This is a genomic window from Kitasatospora sp. NPDC056446 (assembly GCF_042796115.1).
In the GTDB taxonomy this organism is placed as follows: Bacteria; Actinomycetota; Actinomycetes; order Streptomycetales; family Streptomycetaceae; genus Kitasatospora.
This window is the reverse complement of the sequence record NZ_JBHTRF010000009.1, coordinates 38,565-54,261: the sequence shown is the minus strand read 5'-3', so window position 1 is coordinate 54,261 and position 15,697 is coordinate 38,565. Positions and strand designations below refer to the sequence as shown.

General features: G+C 76.0%; 14 protein-coding genes. 6 read left to right on the top strand and 8 right to left on the bottom strand.

From position 1 onward, the window contains the following. Positions 1–9: 9 nt before the first annotated feature. The 3 genes from tilS to dacB all read right to left on the bottom strand — a co-directional run bounded on the left by tilS (position 10) and on the right by dacB (position 4,346). Entirely contained in the window at positions 10–1,137 is a 1,128-nt protein-coding gene (gene tilS / locus ACFQ6N_RS08570) for a tRNA lysidine(34) synthetase TilS (protein ID WP_380647815.1), read from the bottom strand. 283 nt (positions 1,138–1,420) lie between these two features. Continuing rightward, positions 1,421–2,593, bottom strand: a complete 1,173-nt coding sequence (locus ACFQ6N_RS08565; RefSeq protein WP_380647814.1) for a zinc-dependent metalloprotease — start codon at positions 2,591–2,593, stop codon at positions 1,421–1,423. Positions 2,594–2,735: 142 nt separating this feature from the next. After that, positions 2,736–4,346 carry a D-alanyl-D-alanine carboxypeptidase/D-alanyl-D-alanine-endopeptidase gene (gene dacB / locus ACFQ6N_RS08560; protein WP_380647813.1) on the bottom strand — a complete coding sequence of 537 codons (1,611 nt, stop codon included), beginning with the start codon at positions 4,344–4,346 and terminating at the stop codon, positions 2,736–2,738. 76 nt (positions 4,347–4,422) lie between these two features. Here dacB and ACFQ6N_RS08555 point away from each other — a divergent pair, with 76 nt between their 5' ends. Both ACFQ6N_RS08555 and ACFQ6N_RS08550 read left to right on the top strand, forming a co-directional pair. Then, positions 4,423–4,914, top strand: a complete 492-nt coding sequence (locus ACFQ6N_RS08555; protein WP_188300447.1) for an inorganic diphosphatase — start codon at positions 4,423–4,425, stop codon at positions 4,912–4,914. 277 nt (positions 4,915–5,191) lie between these two features. After that, complete coding sequence (locus ACFQ6N_RS08550) at positions 5,192–5,860, top strand: heme oxygenase (biliverdin-producing) (RefSeq protein ID WP_380647811.1); 669 nt, start codon at positions 5,192–5,194, stop codon at positions 5,858–5,860. 157 nt (positions 5,861–6,017) lie between these two features. Here the strand turns inward: ACFQ6N_RS08550 and ACFQ6N_RS08545 are convergent, their stop codons facing one another. Together ACFQ6N_RS08545 and ACFQ6N_RS08540 are read right to left on the bottom strand one after the other, a co-directional pair. Next, complete coding sequence (locus ACFQ6N_RS08545) at positions 6,018–7,676, bottom strand: HtaA domain-containing protein (RefSeq protein ID WP_380647810.1); 1,659 nt, start codon at positions 7,674–7,676, stop codon at positions 6,018–6,020. Between the two features lie 55 nt (positions 7,677–7,731). Further along, positions 7,732–9,282: an HtaA domain-containing protein gene (locus tag ACFQ6N_RS08540; protein WP_380647809.1), complete on the bottom strand. Its 1,551-nt coding sequence runs from the start codon at positions 9,280–9,282 to the stop codon at positions 7,732–7,734. A 171-nt stretch (positions 9,283–9,453) separates the two neighbouring features. Between ACFQ6N_RS08540 and ACFQ6N_RS08535 the strand changes: the two genes are divergently transcribed. Genes ACFQ6N_RS08535 through ACFQ6N_RS08525 form a run of 3 tightly spaced genes read left to right on the top strand, consistent with a single transcriptional unit; the run spans position 9,454 to position 12,445 of the window. Beyond that, complete coding sequence (locus ACFQ6N_RS08535) at positions 9,454–10,473, top strand: hemin ABC transporter substrate-binding protein (protein WP_380647808.1); 1,020 nt, start codon at positions 9,454–9,456, stop codon at positions 10,471–10,473. 29 nt (positions 10,474–10,502) lie between these two features. Continuing rightward, on the top strand, positions 10,503–11,630 hold the full coding sequence (locus ACFQ6N_RS08530) for a FecCD family ABC transporter permease (RefSeq protein ID WP_380647981.1): 1,128 nt from the start codon (positions 10,503–10,505) through the stop codon (positions 11,628–11,630). Next, complete coding sequence (locus tag ACFQ6N_RS08525) at positions 11,621–12,445, top strand: heme ABC transporter ATP-binding protein (protein WP_380647980.1); 825 nt, start codon at positions 11,621–11,623, stop codon at positions 12,443–12,445. The genes ACFQ6N_RS08530 and ACFQ6N_RS08525 overlap by 10 nt, the downstream gene beginning before the upstream one ends. Before the next feature lie 52 nt (positions 12,446–12,497). Here ACFQ6N_RS08525 and ACFQ6N_RS08520 read toward each other — a convergent pair whose 3' ends face one another. The 3 genes from ACFQ6N_RS08520 to ACFQ6N_RS08510 all read right to left on the bottom strand — a co-directional run bounded on the left by ACFQ6N_RS08520 (position 12,498) and on the right by ACFQ6N_RS08510 (position 14,568). Further along, entirely contained in the window at positions 12,498–12,707 is a 210-nt protein-coding gene (locus ACFQ6N_RS08520; protein WP_380647807.1) for a dodecin, read from the bottom strand. 188 nt (positions 12,708–12,895) lie between these two features. Continuing rightward, positions 12,896–13,855 (bottom strand): asparaginase, encoded by a 960-nt coding sequence (locus ACFQ6N_RS08515; RefSeq protein ID WP_380647806.1) that lies wholly within the window; start codon positions 13,853–13,855, stop codon positions 12,896–12,898. Between the two features lie 74 nt (positions 13,856–13,929). Continuing rightward, complete coding sequence (locus ACFQ6N_RS08510; RefSeq protein WP_380647805.1) at positions 13,930–14,568, bottom strand: ABC transporter substrate-binding protein; 639 nt, start codon at positions 14,566–14,568, stop codon at positions 13,930–13,932. Positions 14,569–15,234: 666 nt separating this feature from the next. On the opposite strand from ACFQ6N_RS08510, the gene dtd reads away from it, so the two are divergent. Then, a complete protein-coding gene (gene dtd, locus ACFQ6N_RS08505; protein ID WP_380647804.1) occupies positions 15,235–15,675 on the top strand; it encodes a D-aminoacyl-tRNA deacylase in 441 nt (146 codons plus the stop codon). Positions 15,676–15,697 lie beyond the last annotated feature (22 nt).

Below are 15,697 nucleotides of genomic sequence, written 5' to 3'. Positions count from 1 at the left end.
CCTCGCCCGTCAGTCGCCCTGCCGCCGAAAGACCAGCGTGCCACACCTGCGGGTGGCCTCGACGCCCCCGGGTAGGTGCAGCGGCCCCTGGCCGCGCCATCCGGTGACCAGCAGGTCGATGGTCTCCAGGTGCCGGGCGAACAGGTCCCCGGCCGGGCAGCCCGCGCGCAGCGCGGCCCGGCGCAGCACCCGGCGGCGGACCGCCGACGGCAGTTCGGCCAGTTTCGCGGCGTCCAGGGCGCCTTCCCCCGTACGGAGGTCGCGTTCGGCCAAAGAGGCCCACTGGTCGAGGGCGTCGGCGTCGTCGCGGAACAGCCGGGCGGTGCGGGCCAGCGCCTCGACCACGCCGCCGCCCAGGTGCTTCTCCAGGACCGGCAGCACCTCGTGGCGGACCCGGGAGCGGGTGTAGGCGGGATCACAGTTGTGCGGGTCGTCCCAGACCGGGATCGACTGGGCGGAACAGGCCTGCCGGGTGGCGGCCCGGTCCAGTTCCAGCAGCGGGCGGCGGTAGCGGCCCTTCTGGGCCGGCATCCCGGCCAGCGAGCGGGAGCCGGAGCCGCGGGCCAGGCCCAGCAGCACGGTCTCGGCCTGGTCGTCCCGGGTGTGGCCGAGCAGCACCGCGACGGCGCCGTGGCGGTCCGCGGCCTCGTCCAGGGCCGTGTAGCGGGCGTCCCGGGCTGCCGCCTCCGGGCCTCCGGCGCGGCCGACCCGCACCGGGACCGCCTCGACCGGGTCGAGTCCGAGCGAGCGCAGCCGCTCGGCGACCTGGTCGGCGCGCTCGGCCGAACCGGGCTGGAGGCCGTGGTCGACGGTGACGGCGCCGACCCGCAGGCCGATCTTGGGGGCCTCGAAGGCGGCGGCGATGGCCAGCGCCATCGAGTCGGCGCCGCCGCTGACGGCGACCAGGACCAGCGGCGAGCCGGGCGCGGCCGGGGTGCGCGGCAGTCCGGACGGGTGGCGCGCGGCGTTGCCGATCAGGGTGGTGCCGACGGCGGCACCGACCAGCGGCGCACCGGCCGGGCGCTCCCGGGGCGAGCGCACGGGCGCGGTGAAGGTGGAACCGACCTCGGCGGCGAGGTCGGTGAGCGTGCGGCGAACGGCCAGGCGTATCGCGGCGACGGCGGGGTGAGGGCCCACGGCGGAGAACTCCTCGGCGGAAGGGGGACAGGACTGCGGCGGACGCGGCGGGACCGCGCACCTGCCGTGAGCGCCCTGTTACCGGGCGCTCACAGATGGTGGCAGAAAGGAGCGACCCGCTACGCCACCCGCGCCACCGGTACGACCACCGTCCCACGTTCGGGTGAATGAAGAAACGCTTCTTCACTCGTCGTCTGCCCGATTGGACCACTCGTACGAGCGGGTTTGACCACCACGCGCCGCTTGCCGCCCGGCTCACGACCCGCCTGTGCCACCGGGCCGCTCAGCGCGCCACCCGGGCCACCCAGGCGGTCGGGTCGTGGATCTCCTCCTTGGTCGGCAGGGTGTTCGGGGAGGTCCACACCCGGTTGAACCCCTCCATGCCGACCTGCTCCACCACCCCGCGCACGAACACCGCGCCGTCCTGGTACTGGCGCAGCTTGGCGTCCATGCCCAGCAGCCGGCGCAGCAGCAGGTCCAGCCGGTTCGCGCCGCGGTCCCGACGCTGCTGGAACTTCTCCCGGATCTCCGCGACCGTCGGCACGACGGCCGGGCCGACCCCGTCCATCACCACGTCCGCGTGGCCCTCCAGCAGCGACATCACGGCCGTCAGCCGGCCGAGGATCTCGCGCTGCGAGGGCGACTGGACGATCTCCAGCAGGTTCGCCGAGGAGGCGCTCTCCCGGCCGCCGACGCCCGGCAGCCCGCCCAGCGAACCCGCCGCGTCCCGCAGGCGGTCCAGCAGCGCGCCCGGGTCGACGTCCGTCTCGGCGAGGAAGGACTGCACCTCGGACTGGATGTGGTCGCGCAGCCACGGCACCGCCGTGAACTGCGTCCGGTGGGTCTCCTCGTGCAGGCAGACCCAGAGCCGGAAGTCGGACGGGTCGACGTCCAGCTCCCGCTCGACGTGCACGATGTTCGGCGCCACCAGCAGCAGCCGGCCCGGCCCGGGGCCCTCCGGCCCCAGCCGCGGCTTGTCGAACAGCGCCGCCGGACTGTCCGGGGTCTCCAGCGAGGGCTCCGCCGGGGCGAAGGTCTCGTACTGGCCCAGCACCTTGGTCGACAGGAACGCCAGCAGCGCCCCGACCTCGATCCCGGTCGCCTTCTCCCCCACCGTGCCGAACACTCCGGCCGCCGCGCCGCCCGTCCGGCGCGCCTGCAACTTCTCCACCAGCGGCTGGACGACCGTACGGAAGCCCGCCACGTTCGCCCGCACCCACCCGGGGCGGTCCACCACCAGCACCGGCGTCGCCGCGGCCTGCGCCAGGCTCGACGACCGCATGCCGGTGAACGCCCGTACGTGCTCCTCCGCCGCCAGGGCGTGCCTGCGCAGCTCGGCGACCACCGCCGCCGCCTCCGCCCGGCTCACCTCGGGCCCCGGCCGCATCAGCCTGGTCGCGGTTGCGACCGCGAGGTTCCAGTCGACCATGTCAGCACCGCCACTCGCGCTCGTCATGCCCTCACCGTACGTGCTCCCCGCCGCCTGCGGCAGCCACCCGACCCGAACACCTCGGCCCGGGCCCGCACCCGGGCGGGTGCCCGCCGCGGGCGGGTCGTCATCGGCGCACCGGCCCGGCGGCGGCCTCGGGGCGGGCGGGTCAGCGGCAGCCGCAGGCGGTGAGCCGGGCGGCGATCCGGTCCATCGCGGCGCGGGCCGTGTCGGCGGGGGCGGTGGTGCGGGTCATCACGGCGAAGGCCAGGAGCCGGCCGTCGGCGTCGACGACGGTGCCGGCAAGGGTGTTGACGCCGCTGAGGGTGCCGGTCTTGGCCCGGATCAGGCCGGCCGCGTCGGCCGCGCCCGAGCCGGAGCCGTAGCGCTTGCCCAGGGTGCCGGTGAAACCGGCCACCGGGAGGCCGGTGAGCACCGGGCGCAGGGCGGGGTACCGGTCGGAGGCGGCCAGGGAGAGCAGCCGGACCAGGACGGCGGGCGGGATCGCGTTGCCCGGGTTCAGGCCGCTGCCGTCGTTGAGCACCACGTCGGCCATCGGCACCCCGAGCCGGGCGAGCTCCTGGGTGACGGCGGCGGCCGCCCCCTCGAAACCGGCCGGCTGGTGGGCGGCCAGGGCGGCCTGACGGGCGATCGCCTCGGCGAGCTGGTTGTCGGAGGTGGTCAGCAGGCGCTCGACCAGCCGGTCGACGGTGGGCGAGTCCACCCGGCCGAGGACGGGCGCGTCGGCGGCGGCCGGGGCCGCGGCGGCCTTGGCCCGGCCCTCCACGGTGATGCCCTGCGTCCTGAGCAGGGCGGCGAAGGCCTCGGCGGCCGCGCCGGCCGGGTCGGCGACGCGGGCCGGCGCCTCCTCGCGGCTCCTCGGGTCCACCTTGGCCTCGTCCACCATCAACGGGACGACCAGGGCGATGTTCTGCGCGTCGTGGTTGCGGTGCTGCGGACTGCCCGTGTACATCGACAGGTCGTAGTCCAGCCTGACCGTGGTGGTGCCGGCGGCGGCGAGGGCGGCGGCGGTCTGCCGGGCGAGCGCGTCCAGCGAGGCCGGGGCGGTGTCGGCGTCGGCGGGCTGCCCGCCGATCCGGACCTGGTCGGCGGGCAGGGCGGTCAGCGTCGGGTCGCCGCCGCCGACCAGGGTGATCGTGCCCGGGTCCGCGCCGCGGACCACCCTGGTGCTCAGCCGGGTGTCGCCGGGGATGAGCGACAGCGCCGCGATCGAGGTGGCCAGCTTGGTGGTGGAGGCGGGGGTGGCCGGGGTGTTCTCCCCCGAGCCGTACAGGAACCGGTCGGCGGAGGCGTCCGCGACGGCGAAGGTGACCTCGCCGAGGCCGCGGTCGGCGAGGGCGGCGGCCAGGGCCTGCTGGAGGCCCTGCGCGGTGGGGACGGCGGCCTCCGGGCCGACCTCGGCGGCGGCCAGCACGGCGCCCGCCGCGGGGGCCGGGCGCGCGGCGGGCGTTCGGCCTGCGGCGGCGGACGGCCCGGACCGGTGGGTGGGCGTCGCGGACGGGCTCTCGCCCGGCCGGCTCCGGCCGGTGCCCTTCCCGTGGTCGCCCTTCCCGCCGTCGCGCTCGCCGCGGTCGCCGTCACGGCTGCCGTCGTGGCTGTCGTCCCCGCCGTGCCCGGCGCTGTGACCGCCGGGCGACGGCGAGGGCTGCGCGTACGCGCCGCCCGAGGTCAGGACCGTTCCGGCGACCAGGACCGCCGCTCCGAACAGCCCCGCGGCCGTCCCCCTCCGGCGGCGAGCCGCTCCTCCCCCTGCGCGCACCGACCGGCCCCTTTCCCGAGCACTCACTCCCGTAGGAGACACTTGGATTCTGTCAGTCCCTACCTTGGAGGAACCGTTGGAGTTCGACGTCCTTATCGAAATCCCGAAGGGCTCTCGTAACAAGTACGAGGTCGACCACGAGACCGGTCGCCTGCGGCTGGACCGGATGCTCTTCACCTCGACCCGCTACCCGGCCGACTACGGCTACGTGGAGGGCACGCTCGGCGAGGACGGCGACCCGCTGGACGCCCTGGTCATCCTGGACGAGCCGACCTTCCCGGGCTGCCTCATCAAGTGCCGCGCGATCGGCATGTTCCACATGACCGACGAGGCCGGCGGCGACGACAAGCTGCTCTGCGTCCCGGCGACGGACCCGCGCTGGGAGCACCTGCGCGACATCCACCACGTGTCGGAGTTCGACCGCCTGGAGATCCAGCACTTCTTCGAGGTCTACAAGGACCTGGAGCCCGGCAAGTCCGTCGAGGGCGCCGACTGGGTCGGCCGCGCCGAGGCCGAGGCCGAGGTCACCGCTTCGATCAAGCGCCTTGCGGAGCAGGGCGGCCACTGAGCCGTCGTTCCGATCTCGTTCGATCAGGGCAGTTCGAGGTAGGTCGGGACAGCCTGGGCCGGGGTTCGCGGATTCGTCCGCGGGCCCCGGCCCCTGTCGTTTCCGGGGGCGGGACCGGCCGCGCGCCCGCTCGGCCGGGTGGTTGGCCGGTGGGTTCTGCGGGCAGGCTGTCGAACAGTTTGCCGACAGCCTGTCGGCAAGATGTGAAGTTAGGTTAGGCTAACCAAAACTGTCGGGGCGGAATCCGACCCGGCCGCATCCGATCCCTGGAGGCCGCATGCCCGCGTCCGAGCCCGTCCCGTTCTCCACCGTGCTCCGCACCGCCAGCAGCGAGGAGCACGAGGCCGCCGAGCACTCCCCGTTCATGGGCCACCTGCTCCACGGCCGACTCGGGATAGAGGCGTACGCCGACCTCACCGGCCAGCTCTGGCACGTCTACCGGGCCCTGGAGGGCCCGCTGGAGCAGCTCGCGGAGCACCCGCTGGCAGGCCCCTTCGTCGACCGGACGCTGCTGCGCACCGCCGCCATCGAGCGCGACCTGGCCCACCTGCGCGGCCCCGACTGGCAGGACGGGCTGGAGCCGCTGCCCGCCACCGCCGCGTACGTCGCCCGGATCGAGGAGCTGGCCGCCGAATGGCCGGCCGGGTACATCGCGCACCACTACACCCGCTACCTGGGCGACCTGTCCGGCGGTCAGATCATCCGCGGCGTCGCGGAGAAGACCTGGGGATTCGCCCGCAAGGGCGACGGCGTGCGGTTCTACGTCTTCGAGGAGGTCGAGAACCCGGCCGCCTTCAAGCGCGAGTACCGGGCCAGGCTGGACGCGGCCGGCGCGGCGATGGACGAGGTCGAGCGGCGCCGGGTGGTCGACGAGTGCAAGCGGGCCTTCGTGCTCAACGGGGCGGTCTTCCGCGACCTGGACTCGCGCTACCCGCTGAGCGCGTAGGCGTTCCGTCCCGGCGGCACCGGGTACGGCTCCGGCCCCGGCGAGCGGTTGCTCGCCGGGGCCGGGTCATGAGGCCTGCTCATGAGGCCTGCTCATGAGGCCTGCTCATGAGGCCTGCTCATGAGGCTGGGCCATGAGGCCCGCTCATAAGGCCTGGTCAGGACCGCGCGGCGCTCCGGCGGCTGCGGACCAGCACGGTGGCGCTGCCGCCGACCAGCAGCAGTCCGGCGGCGGTGGCGAGCAGCGGGACCACGGGGGTGTCCGCACCGGTCGCGGCCAGCGAACCGCCGCCCGCACCGCCCAGCCCGGTGGACGTCAGCCCGGTGGAGGTCAGCGAGGCGCCGCCGACCGTGCCGCTGCCCGAGCCCGAGCCCTGGCCGTTGGCGCCGGACCCGACGTTGGCACCGGAGCCGCCGCCACTGCCACTGCCGCCGCCGCCGGTCGATCCGGCGGGCGGCAGCTTGGCGTCCTTGTCGAACGCCAGGACGGCGGTGACCGGGTCCAGGACCGTACCGGCCGGGTAGTCGGAGAACGCCGGGATGCCCTCGGCGGTGAGCGTGGCCGGGACGCCGGAGAGCGTCACCACGCCGTCGACCGGCTTCAGCGCGGAGGCCGGGACGTCGAGCTTGGCGATCCGGGCACCGCTCAGCGACGTCGACTTGCCGTCGGCCGACTTGCTGTTGACGTCGGCGGTCAGGAAGGCGCCGTCGCGGTCGATCGCCAGGCCCAGCTTGGAGAGCTTGGTGTCGAGCGCCCAGCCGTCCTTGCCGGGGTGGCCGAGGAAGCGGACCGAGCCGTCGAAGGCGGCGGTCAGCGTGTGGTCGGCGGTGTTGTACGCGCCGGTGGCACCGCCGAAGCGGTAGTCGGCCGCGCCGCCGCCGAACTCGACCTTGCCGGCGGCCATCGGGGATTCGAGGTACTTGCGGAAGCTCTCCTTGACCTTCCAGTCCAGGGTGCCGTTCAGCACGGGCAGCCGGGCCGGGACGGTGCCGGGGGTCCCGCTCGCCGAGGGGCCGGCGGTGGGCGACGCGGAGGACGACGGGGTGCCGGACGCGGTCGGGCTCGGCGAGGAGGACGGCGTGGCCGACGGGGTGGACGACGGCGTCGAGGTGGGCGTCGAGCTCGGCTGCGCGGTCGGCGAGGCGGTGCCCGGGCCGGACGGCGTGGCGGTGGGCGTGGTGGCGGTGGGGGACGGGGAGGGCGTCGCCGGGCCCTGCTTCAGCAGCAGCGACAGCGGGTCCATGTCCGTCCCAGCCGGGTAGAAGCCCGCGAAGGCCTTGGCCCCCTGCTCGGTCATCTTCGCGGCGGCCGGCACCCCCGTGGTGGTGTCCCGCGCAACGGTGAACGTCACCAGTGGCACGTCATCCCGGCGGGTGATCTCGGCCGCACCCATCGACTCCTTGGAGGCGGTGTCGGCGGTGAGCGTGCCGGTGGTCCCGGAGGTGGTGATCTTCAGGTCGCTGAGCGCCACGTCCAGTGCGCCGTGGTGGGCGGTGAAGTGGACGCCGCCGGTGAAGGAGGAGCTGAGGGTGTGGGTGGCGAGGTCGTAGCCGGCGCTCGCCAGGCCGAAGTGGAAGGTGCCGTCGGCGTTGGTGGTGGCGCCGCCGGTCAGCTCGATCGCGCCGCCCTGGGAGGCCGGGCCGCCGATGTAGGAGCGGAAGCCGGCCTTCACGCCCCAGTCCAGGGAGCCGGTGTCGTAGCTGACGCTGCCGGGGCCGCCCGCGCCGAAGGCGAGTGCGGGGGCACCGAGCGCGGTCAGGCCGAGGCCGGCGGTGGCGGCCGCGAGGGCGGCCAGCCGGGTGCGGTTGCGGGACATGCTGGTTACTCCGTTCGGATGGGGGAGGGAGCGGGGGGACGCTCCCGGAGGGGGGTCAGGCCGCGTCGTCGGAGCCTCGGCCGCCGGCGGCCGTCCCGGCTGCGACGTCGGCCGTCCCGGCTGTGGCGGCGGCCCGGCGGCGCCGCAGCAGCAGGCCGCCGGTCGCCGCGAGCGCGGCCACCAGCACCGCGCCGCCGGCCACGGCCGCGACCGGAACGCCGCCGGAGGAGGCCGGGGCGGACGTCGCGACGGGTGCGGCGGACGCCGGGCTCGCGGCGGCCGCCGGCGGGGAGGCCGGGGCGCTGCCGAGGTCGGGCAGCGGGGGCAGCGCGGCCGAGGGGTCGAGGGCGACGGCGAAGCTCAGCGGGTCCATCTCGGTGCCCGTCGGGTAGAGGCCGCCGAAGGCCTTGGCGCCGCCCTCGGTGAGGGTGAGCGGCAGTTCGACGGCCTTCAGCAGGCCGCCGTCCACCGTGAGCCCGGCCGGGTCGAACGCGGCCAGCTCGACGCTCCCGAGCTGCTGGACGGCGCCGTCCGGGGTCCGGCCGGAGACGTCCGCGACCAGTCGGCCCCGGCCGTCGGCCACCGTGACACCGGGGGCGGCGAGGGTGAGGTCCAGGCCGTAGGTGTCGCCGCTGCGCAGACCGGTGAAGCGGACGGTGCCGCCGAAGTCCGCGGTCAGCGCGCCGGTCGCCGGGTCGTAGCTGCCCTTGGCCGGGGTCCAGCGGAAGAACGCGCCGCCGTCGGCCGCACCGGCGCCGAGCTCCCAACGGCCCTGGGCGATCGTGCCGGTGACGTAGTCGCGGAAGGTGCGGCGGACGCCCCAGTCGAGGCTCCCGGCGGCGAACCCGGTGCGGGCGGCGGGGGCCGGGGCGGTCGGCTCGGCGGCCGGGGCGGTGCTCGGGGCGGCGGCCGGGGCGCTCTGCGCGGCGGTCGGGGCCGGTGCCGGTGCCGGTGGTGCCGAAGCGGCCTGCGCGGCGGGCAGGTTGACCGAGAGCGTGAGCGGGTCGAGGGCCGTCCCGGCCTGGTAGAAGTTGCCGAAGGCCTTCGCCCCGGCATCGGTGAGGGTGGCCGGGACGCTGCTCAGCGTCAGGGTGCCGCCCGCGCCGCGCAGGTCGACGCCGGCCAGCGAGAGGTCGGCCAGTTTGGCCTGGCCGGCGCTGCTGACCTGTCCGGTCTCCTTGGACTTGCTGCTGACGTCGGCGTAGAGCCCGGCCGCGCCGCCCTGGACGGCCCGGAAGGTGAGCCGGCCGAGGCTCATGTCGAGTGCGTCAACGCCGTTCTCCTGGTGCCCGGTGAACCGGACCCCGCCGGAGAAGGCGGCGGTCAGCGCGCCGGTCGCCGGGTCGTACGTCCCGTTCGCGGAGTGGAACCGGAAGGTGTTGCCGCCGACCGTCGCCGCGCCACCCGTCAGGCTCCACTTGCCCTTCGCGATGGGCCCGGTGAGGTAGGTCAGGAAGGACTGCTTGATCCCCCAGTCCAGCCGCCCGCCGGAGACCTTGCCCTCGGCGGCCGCCGCCTGACCCGGTGACAGCCCCACCGCCAGCAGGGCGGCGAGGGCGGCGACCAGGGCGGCGACCGAACGGCGGAGCCGGCTGGACAGGGGCACGGCGGATCACTCCTCGACGGGGTGCGGGGACGGCGCAGGGGGCGGGCACGGCAGACACCGACCCCCTTGCAGGATTTAGGTAAGGCTAACCTAATATATGAGTCAAGACGCCCGTCACCGCACCTCCCACCCCACCGCGACAGGCGCCAACTCCCGACGGAAGGACTCAGGTTGAGCAGCGGCACGATCCGATCCCGGGCGGCCCGCGGGCCCGCCCTCCTGCTGCTCGCCCTCGGCCTGCTGCTCCCCCTCGCCGCCTGCGGCCCCGCCGGGAACACCGCGGCGGCCCCCGCCTCCCGCGCACCCGACACGGTCGAACCACTGGCCGTCGCACCCGTCCCGCAGCTCCCGGCCACCACCGCCTCCGCCGACGGCCGCCAGGTCACCGTCACCAGCGCCGAACGGATCATCCCGCTCAACGGCAGCCTCGCCGAGCTGGTGTTCAGCCTCGGCCTCGGCCCCAAGGCGGTCGCCCGGGACGTGTCCACCACCTTCCGGCAGGCCGCCGACCTGCCCGTGATCACCCAGGCCCACGAGGTCTCCGCCGAGGGCGTGCTCTCGCTGCACCCCACCGTCGTCCTCGCCGACCGCTCCACCGGCCCGGCCGAGGCGATCTCCCAGATCCGGGCCGCCGGGGTCCCGCTGATCGTCCTGGACGACGCCAAGCGCCTGGCCGACGTCGGCCCACGCATCGACACCGTCGCCGCCGCCCTCGGAGTCCCGGACGCCGGACGGCAGTTGAGGGAACGCACCGAACAGCGGACGGACGCCGCCCGGGCCGCCGTCCCGGCCACCACCGGCCACCGGCCCAAGGTCGCCTTCCTCTACCTGCGCGGCAGCGCCTCCGTCTACCTGCTCGGCGGCCCCGCCTCCGGCGCCGGCTCGCTGATCGAGGCGGTCGGCGGCGAGGACGCCGGCACGGCCGCCGGCCTCACCGGCGACTTCACCCCGCTCACCAGCGAAGCCCTGGTCAAGGCCGCCCCCGACGCGATCCTGGTGATGAGCAAGGGGCTCGACTCGGTCGGCGGCGTCGACGGCCTGCTCAAGCTGCCCGGCGTCGCCCAGACCCCCGCCGGGCTGGACCGCCGGATCGTCTCCATCGAGGACGGACAACTGCTCAGCTACGGCCCGCGCACCCCGCAGGTGCTGCGGGAGATCTCCGCCCAGCTCTACCCGGCGGGCGCCCGGTGACCGCCCCCGCACGGCGGCGGACACCCCCGGTGCCGCCCGCCGCGCAGCCCCCGGAACCGGCTGCGGCACAGCCCTCGGGCCCGTCCTCCGCACCGTCCTCCACGCCGCCCCGCGAGCGGCGTACCCGCGCCGTCGACCGGACCGTACTGATCACCGCCGCCCTCGCCACCGCCCTCGTCCTCTGCGCCCTGCTGGCGGCCGGCATCGGCGCCTACCGCATCCCGCTCGGCGACGTGCTCGCCTCCGCGGCCCACCGCCTCGGCCTCGGCGGCCACGCCCTGGACCGGGTGCCCGAGTCGGTGCTGTGGAACGTCCGGCTGCCCCGGGTGGTGCTCGCCCTGCTGGTCGGCGGCTCGCTGGGCTGCGCCGGGGCGCTGATGCAGGGCGTGTTCGGCAACCCGCTCGCCGAACCCGCCGTGATCGGCGTCTCCTCCGGCGGCGCGGTCGGCGCGGTGGCCTGCATCGTGCTCGGCCTGGACGCCCTCGGCAGCTGGACGGTCACCGCCTTCGCCTTCGCGAGCGGCCTGCTGACGGTCTTCGCGGTCTACCTGATGGCCCGTGCCGGCGGACGCACCGAAGTGGTCACACTGATCCTCACCGGCGTCGCCGTGAACGCCTTCTGCGGCGCGCTGATCGGCATCTTCCTCTTCACCGCCGACTCCGCCGCGATCAGCCAGGTCACCTTCTGGCAGCTCGGCTCGCTCGCCCAGGCCACCTGGGGCAAGGTGCTGGCCGTCCTGCCGTTCGCACTGACCGGCCTCGCCGTCGCCCCGCTGTACGCCCGGAAGCTGGACCTGCTGGCGCTCGGCGAGCGCCCGGCCCGCCACCTCGGCGTGGACGTCGAACGGATGCGGCTGGTGCTGATCACCGTCGTCGCGCTGCTCACCGCCGCGGCCGTCGCGGTCAGCGGCATCATCGGCTTCGTCGGACTGGTCGTGCCGCACCTGCTGCGGATGCTCGCCGGGCCCGGCCACCGCTTCCTGCTGCCCGCCTCGGCGCTCGGCGGCGCGCTGGTGCTGGTGGCCGCCGACCTCGCCGCCCGCACCCTCGCGGAGCCGGCCGAACTGCCGCTCGGCGTGCTCACCGCCCTGCTCGGCAGCCCGTTCTTCTTCTGGCTGCTGCGCCGGACCAGGACCAGGCAGGGAGGCTGGGCGTGAGACTGCGCCGCCACCGGGAGATCCCCGGACGACCGTCGATCGGAACCGAGCTGCTCGCCGCCGAGGCCGTACGGCTGAGCGTGGGCGGGCGCGGGCTGCTGACCGGGGCCTCGGTCCGGGTCGCCGCCGGGGAGGTGGTCGCACTGCTCGGGCCCAACGGCGCCGGGAAGTCCACCCTGCTGTCCGTCCTGGCCGGCGACGTCGCACCGGACGGCGGGGAGGTCACGCTGCTCGGCCGGCCGCTGGCCGGCTACGGCGCCGCCGCGCTCGCCCTGCACCGCGCGCTGCTGCCGCAGTCCGCCGCGCTGTCGTTCCCGTTCCCGGCCGACGAGGTGGTCCGGATGGGCCGCGCGCCCTGGGCCGGGACGGCGGCGGCCGCCGAGGACGAGGCGGTGGTCGCCGAGGCGATGGCGGCCACCGAGTCCACCGGCTTCGCCGGGCGCCCGTTCACCGCGCTGTCCGGCGGCGAACGGGCCCGGGTGGCGCTGGCCCGGGTGCTGGTCCAGCGCACCCCGCTGCTGCTCCTGGACGAGCCGACCGCGGCCCTCGACCTGCGCCACCAGGAACTGGTGCTGCGGGTCGCCCGGGCCCGCGCCGCCGCCGGGGACGGGGTGGTCGTGGTGCTGCACGACCTGTCCCTGGCGGCGGCCTACGCGGACCGGGTGGTCCTGCTGACGGACGGGGCGACGGTCGCGGACGGGCCGGTCGCCGAGGTGCTGCGGGCGCCGCTGCTCAGCGAGGTGTACGGCCACCCGGTCGAGGTGCTGGCGCACCCGCGCACCGGGGTGCCGCTGGTGCTCCCCGAGCGCGGCTGACCCGGGCGCGACCCTCCGGCCGGGCCGGTCCTGGCCGGCCGGGGCCGGCCGGTCAGTCCTCCAGCCGGAAGCCGACCTTGATGCAGACCTGGTAGTGCTTGACCCGGCCGTCCTCCAGATGGCCCCGGACCTGCGAGACCTCGAACCAGTCGAGGTTGCGCAGGGTCCGGGAGGCCCGCTCCACCCCGTTGCGGATCGCGGCGTCGACGCTCTCGGACGAGGACCCGACGATCTCGGTCACCCGGTACACGTGGTCGGTCATGGCGGACTCCCTCAGCAGTGCGACGGCCCCCGGTCCACCGTGCACCGGCCCCGCGCCGCCCGCACCCCGACGGGCCGCCGCCGACCGCCGTACGGGCTCCGGCGGTGGGCGGCCGCCCCGGCGGGCGAGGGCCCCGCAGGGCCCGGGCCCGGCGGGCGAGGGCCCCGCAGGGCCCCGGCGGGCCCCGGTCAGAAGGCCGCCCGGACCTCGCCGACCGGCACGCCGCCGCCGAGCAGCGGAGCCGCGCCGATCCGCTCGACGGTCCCGTCCGCCCCGGTCACCCCGAGCCGGCGCAGCGCGGCCGCCAGCACCGGGCCGCGGGCCCGCTCGCCACCGTCGTCGATCTTGAAGGCCAGCGCCCGTCCGTCCGGCAGCGCCACCACCTGGACGGCCTCGGCGCCCATCTTGGAGAGCGCGCCGGGGACCGCCCGCATCAGCCAGGTGTCGGCCCGGCGGGTCCCGGCCACGTACTCGGGGTGGGCGCGCATCGCGTCGGCGACCCGGCGCGGGGCGGAGCCCTCGGGCGACAGCAGCAGGCCGCGGTAGGCGCGGGCCAGGCCGGTCAGGCTGACGGCCAGCAGCGGGGCGCCGCAGCCGTCCACGCCCGCGTGGACGGGGGTCTCGCCGGTGCCCTCCTCCAGGGCCTCGCGGGCCAGCCGCTGGATCGGGTGGGCCGGGTCGAGGTAGCTCGCGGTGTCCCAGCCGTTGGCCACGCAGGCGGCCAGCCAGCCGGCGTGCTTGCCGGAGCAGTCCATCAGGATCGGGGCGCGGTGGCCGCCGGCGGCGAGCAGCAGTTCCGCCTCGGTCTCGTCCAGCGGCAGGTCGGCCGGGGTGCGCAGGGCCGACTCGTCGAGACCGGCGGAGTCGAGGATGGCCCGGACACCGGTCAGATGAAACGATTCTGCGGAGTGGCTGGAGGCCGCCAGCGCCAGCAGCTCCCCCTCGATCGCCAGCCCGGCCCGGAGCATGGCCACCGCCTGGAACGGCTTGGCCGTCGACCGCGGGAAGACCGGCGCGTCCGGGTCGCCCAGCGCGAACTCGACCGAACCGTCGGCGGCGAGCAGCACCAGGGAGCCGTGGTGACGGCCCTCGACGAAGCCGGATCGTATGACCTCGGCGAGAACGGGCGCGGCGGCGAGCTGGGGCATCGGAGGTGAGCCTTCCGGGGCGAGGGTTGACCGGGAGCGAGCCGGGCCCCACCCGCCCACGGCGACTCACCCGGTCAGAGCGGCCCCCCTGCGAGCAGGTCGTCGACCCGTGCTTCCCCATCACGGTACCTGCGGGTGATCTCGGCGTTGCAACCGTCGGCCGTGCGCAGCAGCCGCTGGCGCCGCCCGGAGACCTCCCGCTCGTGCGCCCGCAGCCGCTCCAGCGCGGCCAGCAGTTCCTCGGCCGGGTGGGCGGCCAGGTCGGCGAGCTGGACGTCGCCCATCAGGGTGTCCGCCTCCAGCCGGGACTCCAGGGTGCGCGGCGGGCCGAGCGTGACGTGCCGGGCCGAGCGCCGCACGGTGGACGGCGCGTCGGTCAGGATCGCCGGCAGCCGGTCCAGCAGGTCGCCGGGGACCGGGTCGGCACCGGACGCCCCGGCCGCACCGGCCGCACCGGCCGTCCGGAGCGGGTCCGGGCCGGGCCGCCGGTCGAGCTCGGCGCGCAGGATGTCCATCCGCCCGTGCAGCAGCCGCCGCAGATAGGACAGGTCGGCCTCCTGCTCCAGGGTCTCCCGGCGCAGCACCCGCAGCTGGTCCAGGCCCAGCCGCTCCAGATCGGGGTCCTCCTCGGCACCCGCCCCGGGACCGCGCGGGCCCCCGGGGGCCTGTGCCGCCTGCCCGGACCGGTCCCGCGCCACACTGCTCGCGTCCATCCCAACCACCCTGCCGTCGTCCGAATCCCGCCCGCTCGCGGCACCCCGTCCCTGCCGCCGGTCCGGCCCGCCCCCGGCGGGCTCGGCGTCCCGTCCGTCGGCACGCCCGGCGGCTTCCGGAGGTTCCGCTTCCCGGCCGCGACCACCCACCGGGGCGACACCGCCAGAACGCCTGACCCACCGATTCGACCGCCTGGCCGAACCCCGGCCCGACGCGGCGGACCTCATGGCGCCCCGGACCCTTCGTACGGTCCACCAGCGTGCCACCCCGCCCGGCGCGCGCGCACCGCCCGTGCACCCGAACGGCCCCCTGGCGAACAGGGGTGGCTGGTATGACCGGAGCTTTCCGCAGGAAGAGTGGCGCCCCAACCAGCGCAGGCGCGCACCTCACGGCGTGCACCACCCTTGCGCGCGCCCCACGCATGCGCCCTGAGAAGACCCCTGTGACGCACGTGGGGGAGGTGCCACACCGGGCGACGGGCCCGGCACGTCAAGGCGACGGGCCCGGGACGGGGGGAGGGCGAGCACCCTCCGCAGCCCGCGCCAGGGGGCGCGCGGCGCCGGACGGAGCGCGCACCTGGCCCGTAGCGCGGGCGGGGTACGCCCCCGCGCCGCCCACCCCGGGGCCCCTCCGGCGGCCGTCCGGCCCTCCGGCACAATGACGGCATGCGAGCAGTGGTGCAGCGAGTGACCGAGGCCCGGGTGACCGTGGCCGGTGAGACCGTCGGCGCGATCGAGGGGCCCGGGCTCTGCGTCCTGGTCGGCGCCACCCATGACGACACCCCCGCCAAGGCCGCCCAGCTGGCGCGCAAGCTCTGGACCTTGCGGCTGCTGCCGGCGAACGAGGAGGGCGTCGAGCAGAGCTGCTCGGACCTCGGCGCCCCGCTGCTGGTGATCAGCCAGTTCACGCTCTACGGCGACGCCCGCAAGGGCCGCCGCCCCACCTGGAACGCCGCCGCCCCCGGCCCGGTCGCCGAGCCGCTGGTGGACGAGGTGGTCGCCCAGCTGCGCGCACTGGGCGCCAAGGTGGAGACGGGCCGGTTCGGCGCCGACATGCGGGTGGCCCTGGTGAACGACGGCCCGTTCACCGTCCTCGTCGAGATCTGACGCCCGGGACCCGAGGGGCCTG

Bases quoted from the DNA above. Each gene is read 5' to 3' on its own strand.
- ACFQ6N_RS08565 (WP_380647814.1), bottom strand. From the start codon at position 2,593: ATGACGAGCGCGAGTGGCGGTGCTGACATGGTCGACTGGAACCTCGCG.
- ACFQ6N_RS08550 (WP_380647811.1), top strand. From the start codon at position 5,192: ATGCCCGCGTCCGAGCCCGTCCCGTTCTCCACCGTGCTCCGCACCGCC.
- ACFQ6N_RS08545 (WP_380647810.1), bottom strand. From the start codon at position 7,676: ATGTCCCGCAACCGCACCCGGCTGGCCGCCCTCGCGGCCGCCACCGCC.
- ACFQ6N_RS08520 (WP_380647807.1), bottom strand. From the start codon at position 12,707: ATGACCGACCACGTGTACCGGGTGACCGAGATCGTCGGGTCCTCGTCC.
- ACFQ6N_RS08515 (WP_380647806.1), bottom strand. From the start codon at position 13,855: ATGCCCCAGCTCGCCGCCGCGCCCGTTCTCGCCGAGGTCATACGATCC.
- ACFQ6N_RS08510 (WP_380647805.1), bottom strand. From the start codon at position 14,568: ATGGACGCGAGCAGTGTGGCGCGGGACCGGTCCGGGCAGGCGGCACAG.
- dtd (WP_380647804.1), top strand. From the start codon at position 15,235: ATGCGAGCAGTGGTGCAGCGAGTGACCGAGGCCCGGGTGACCGTGGCC.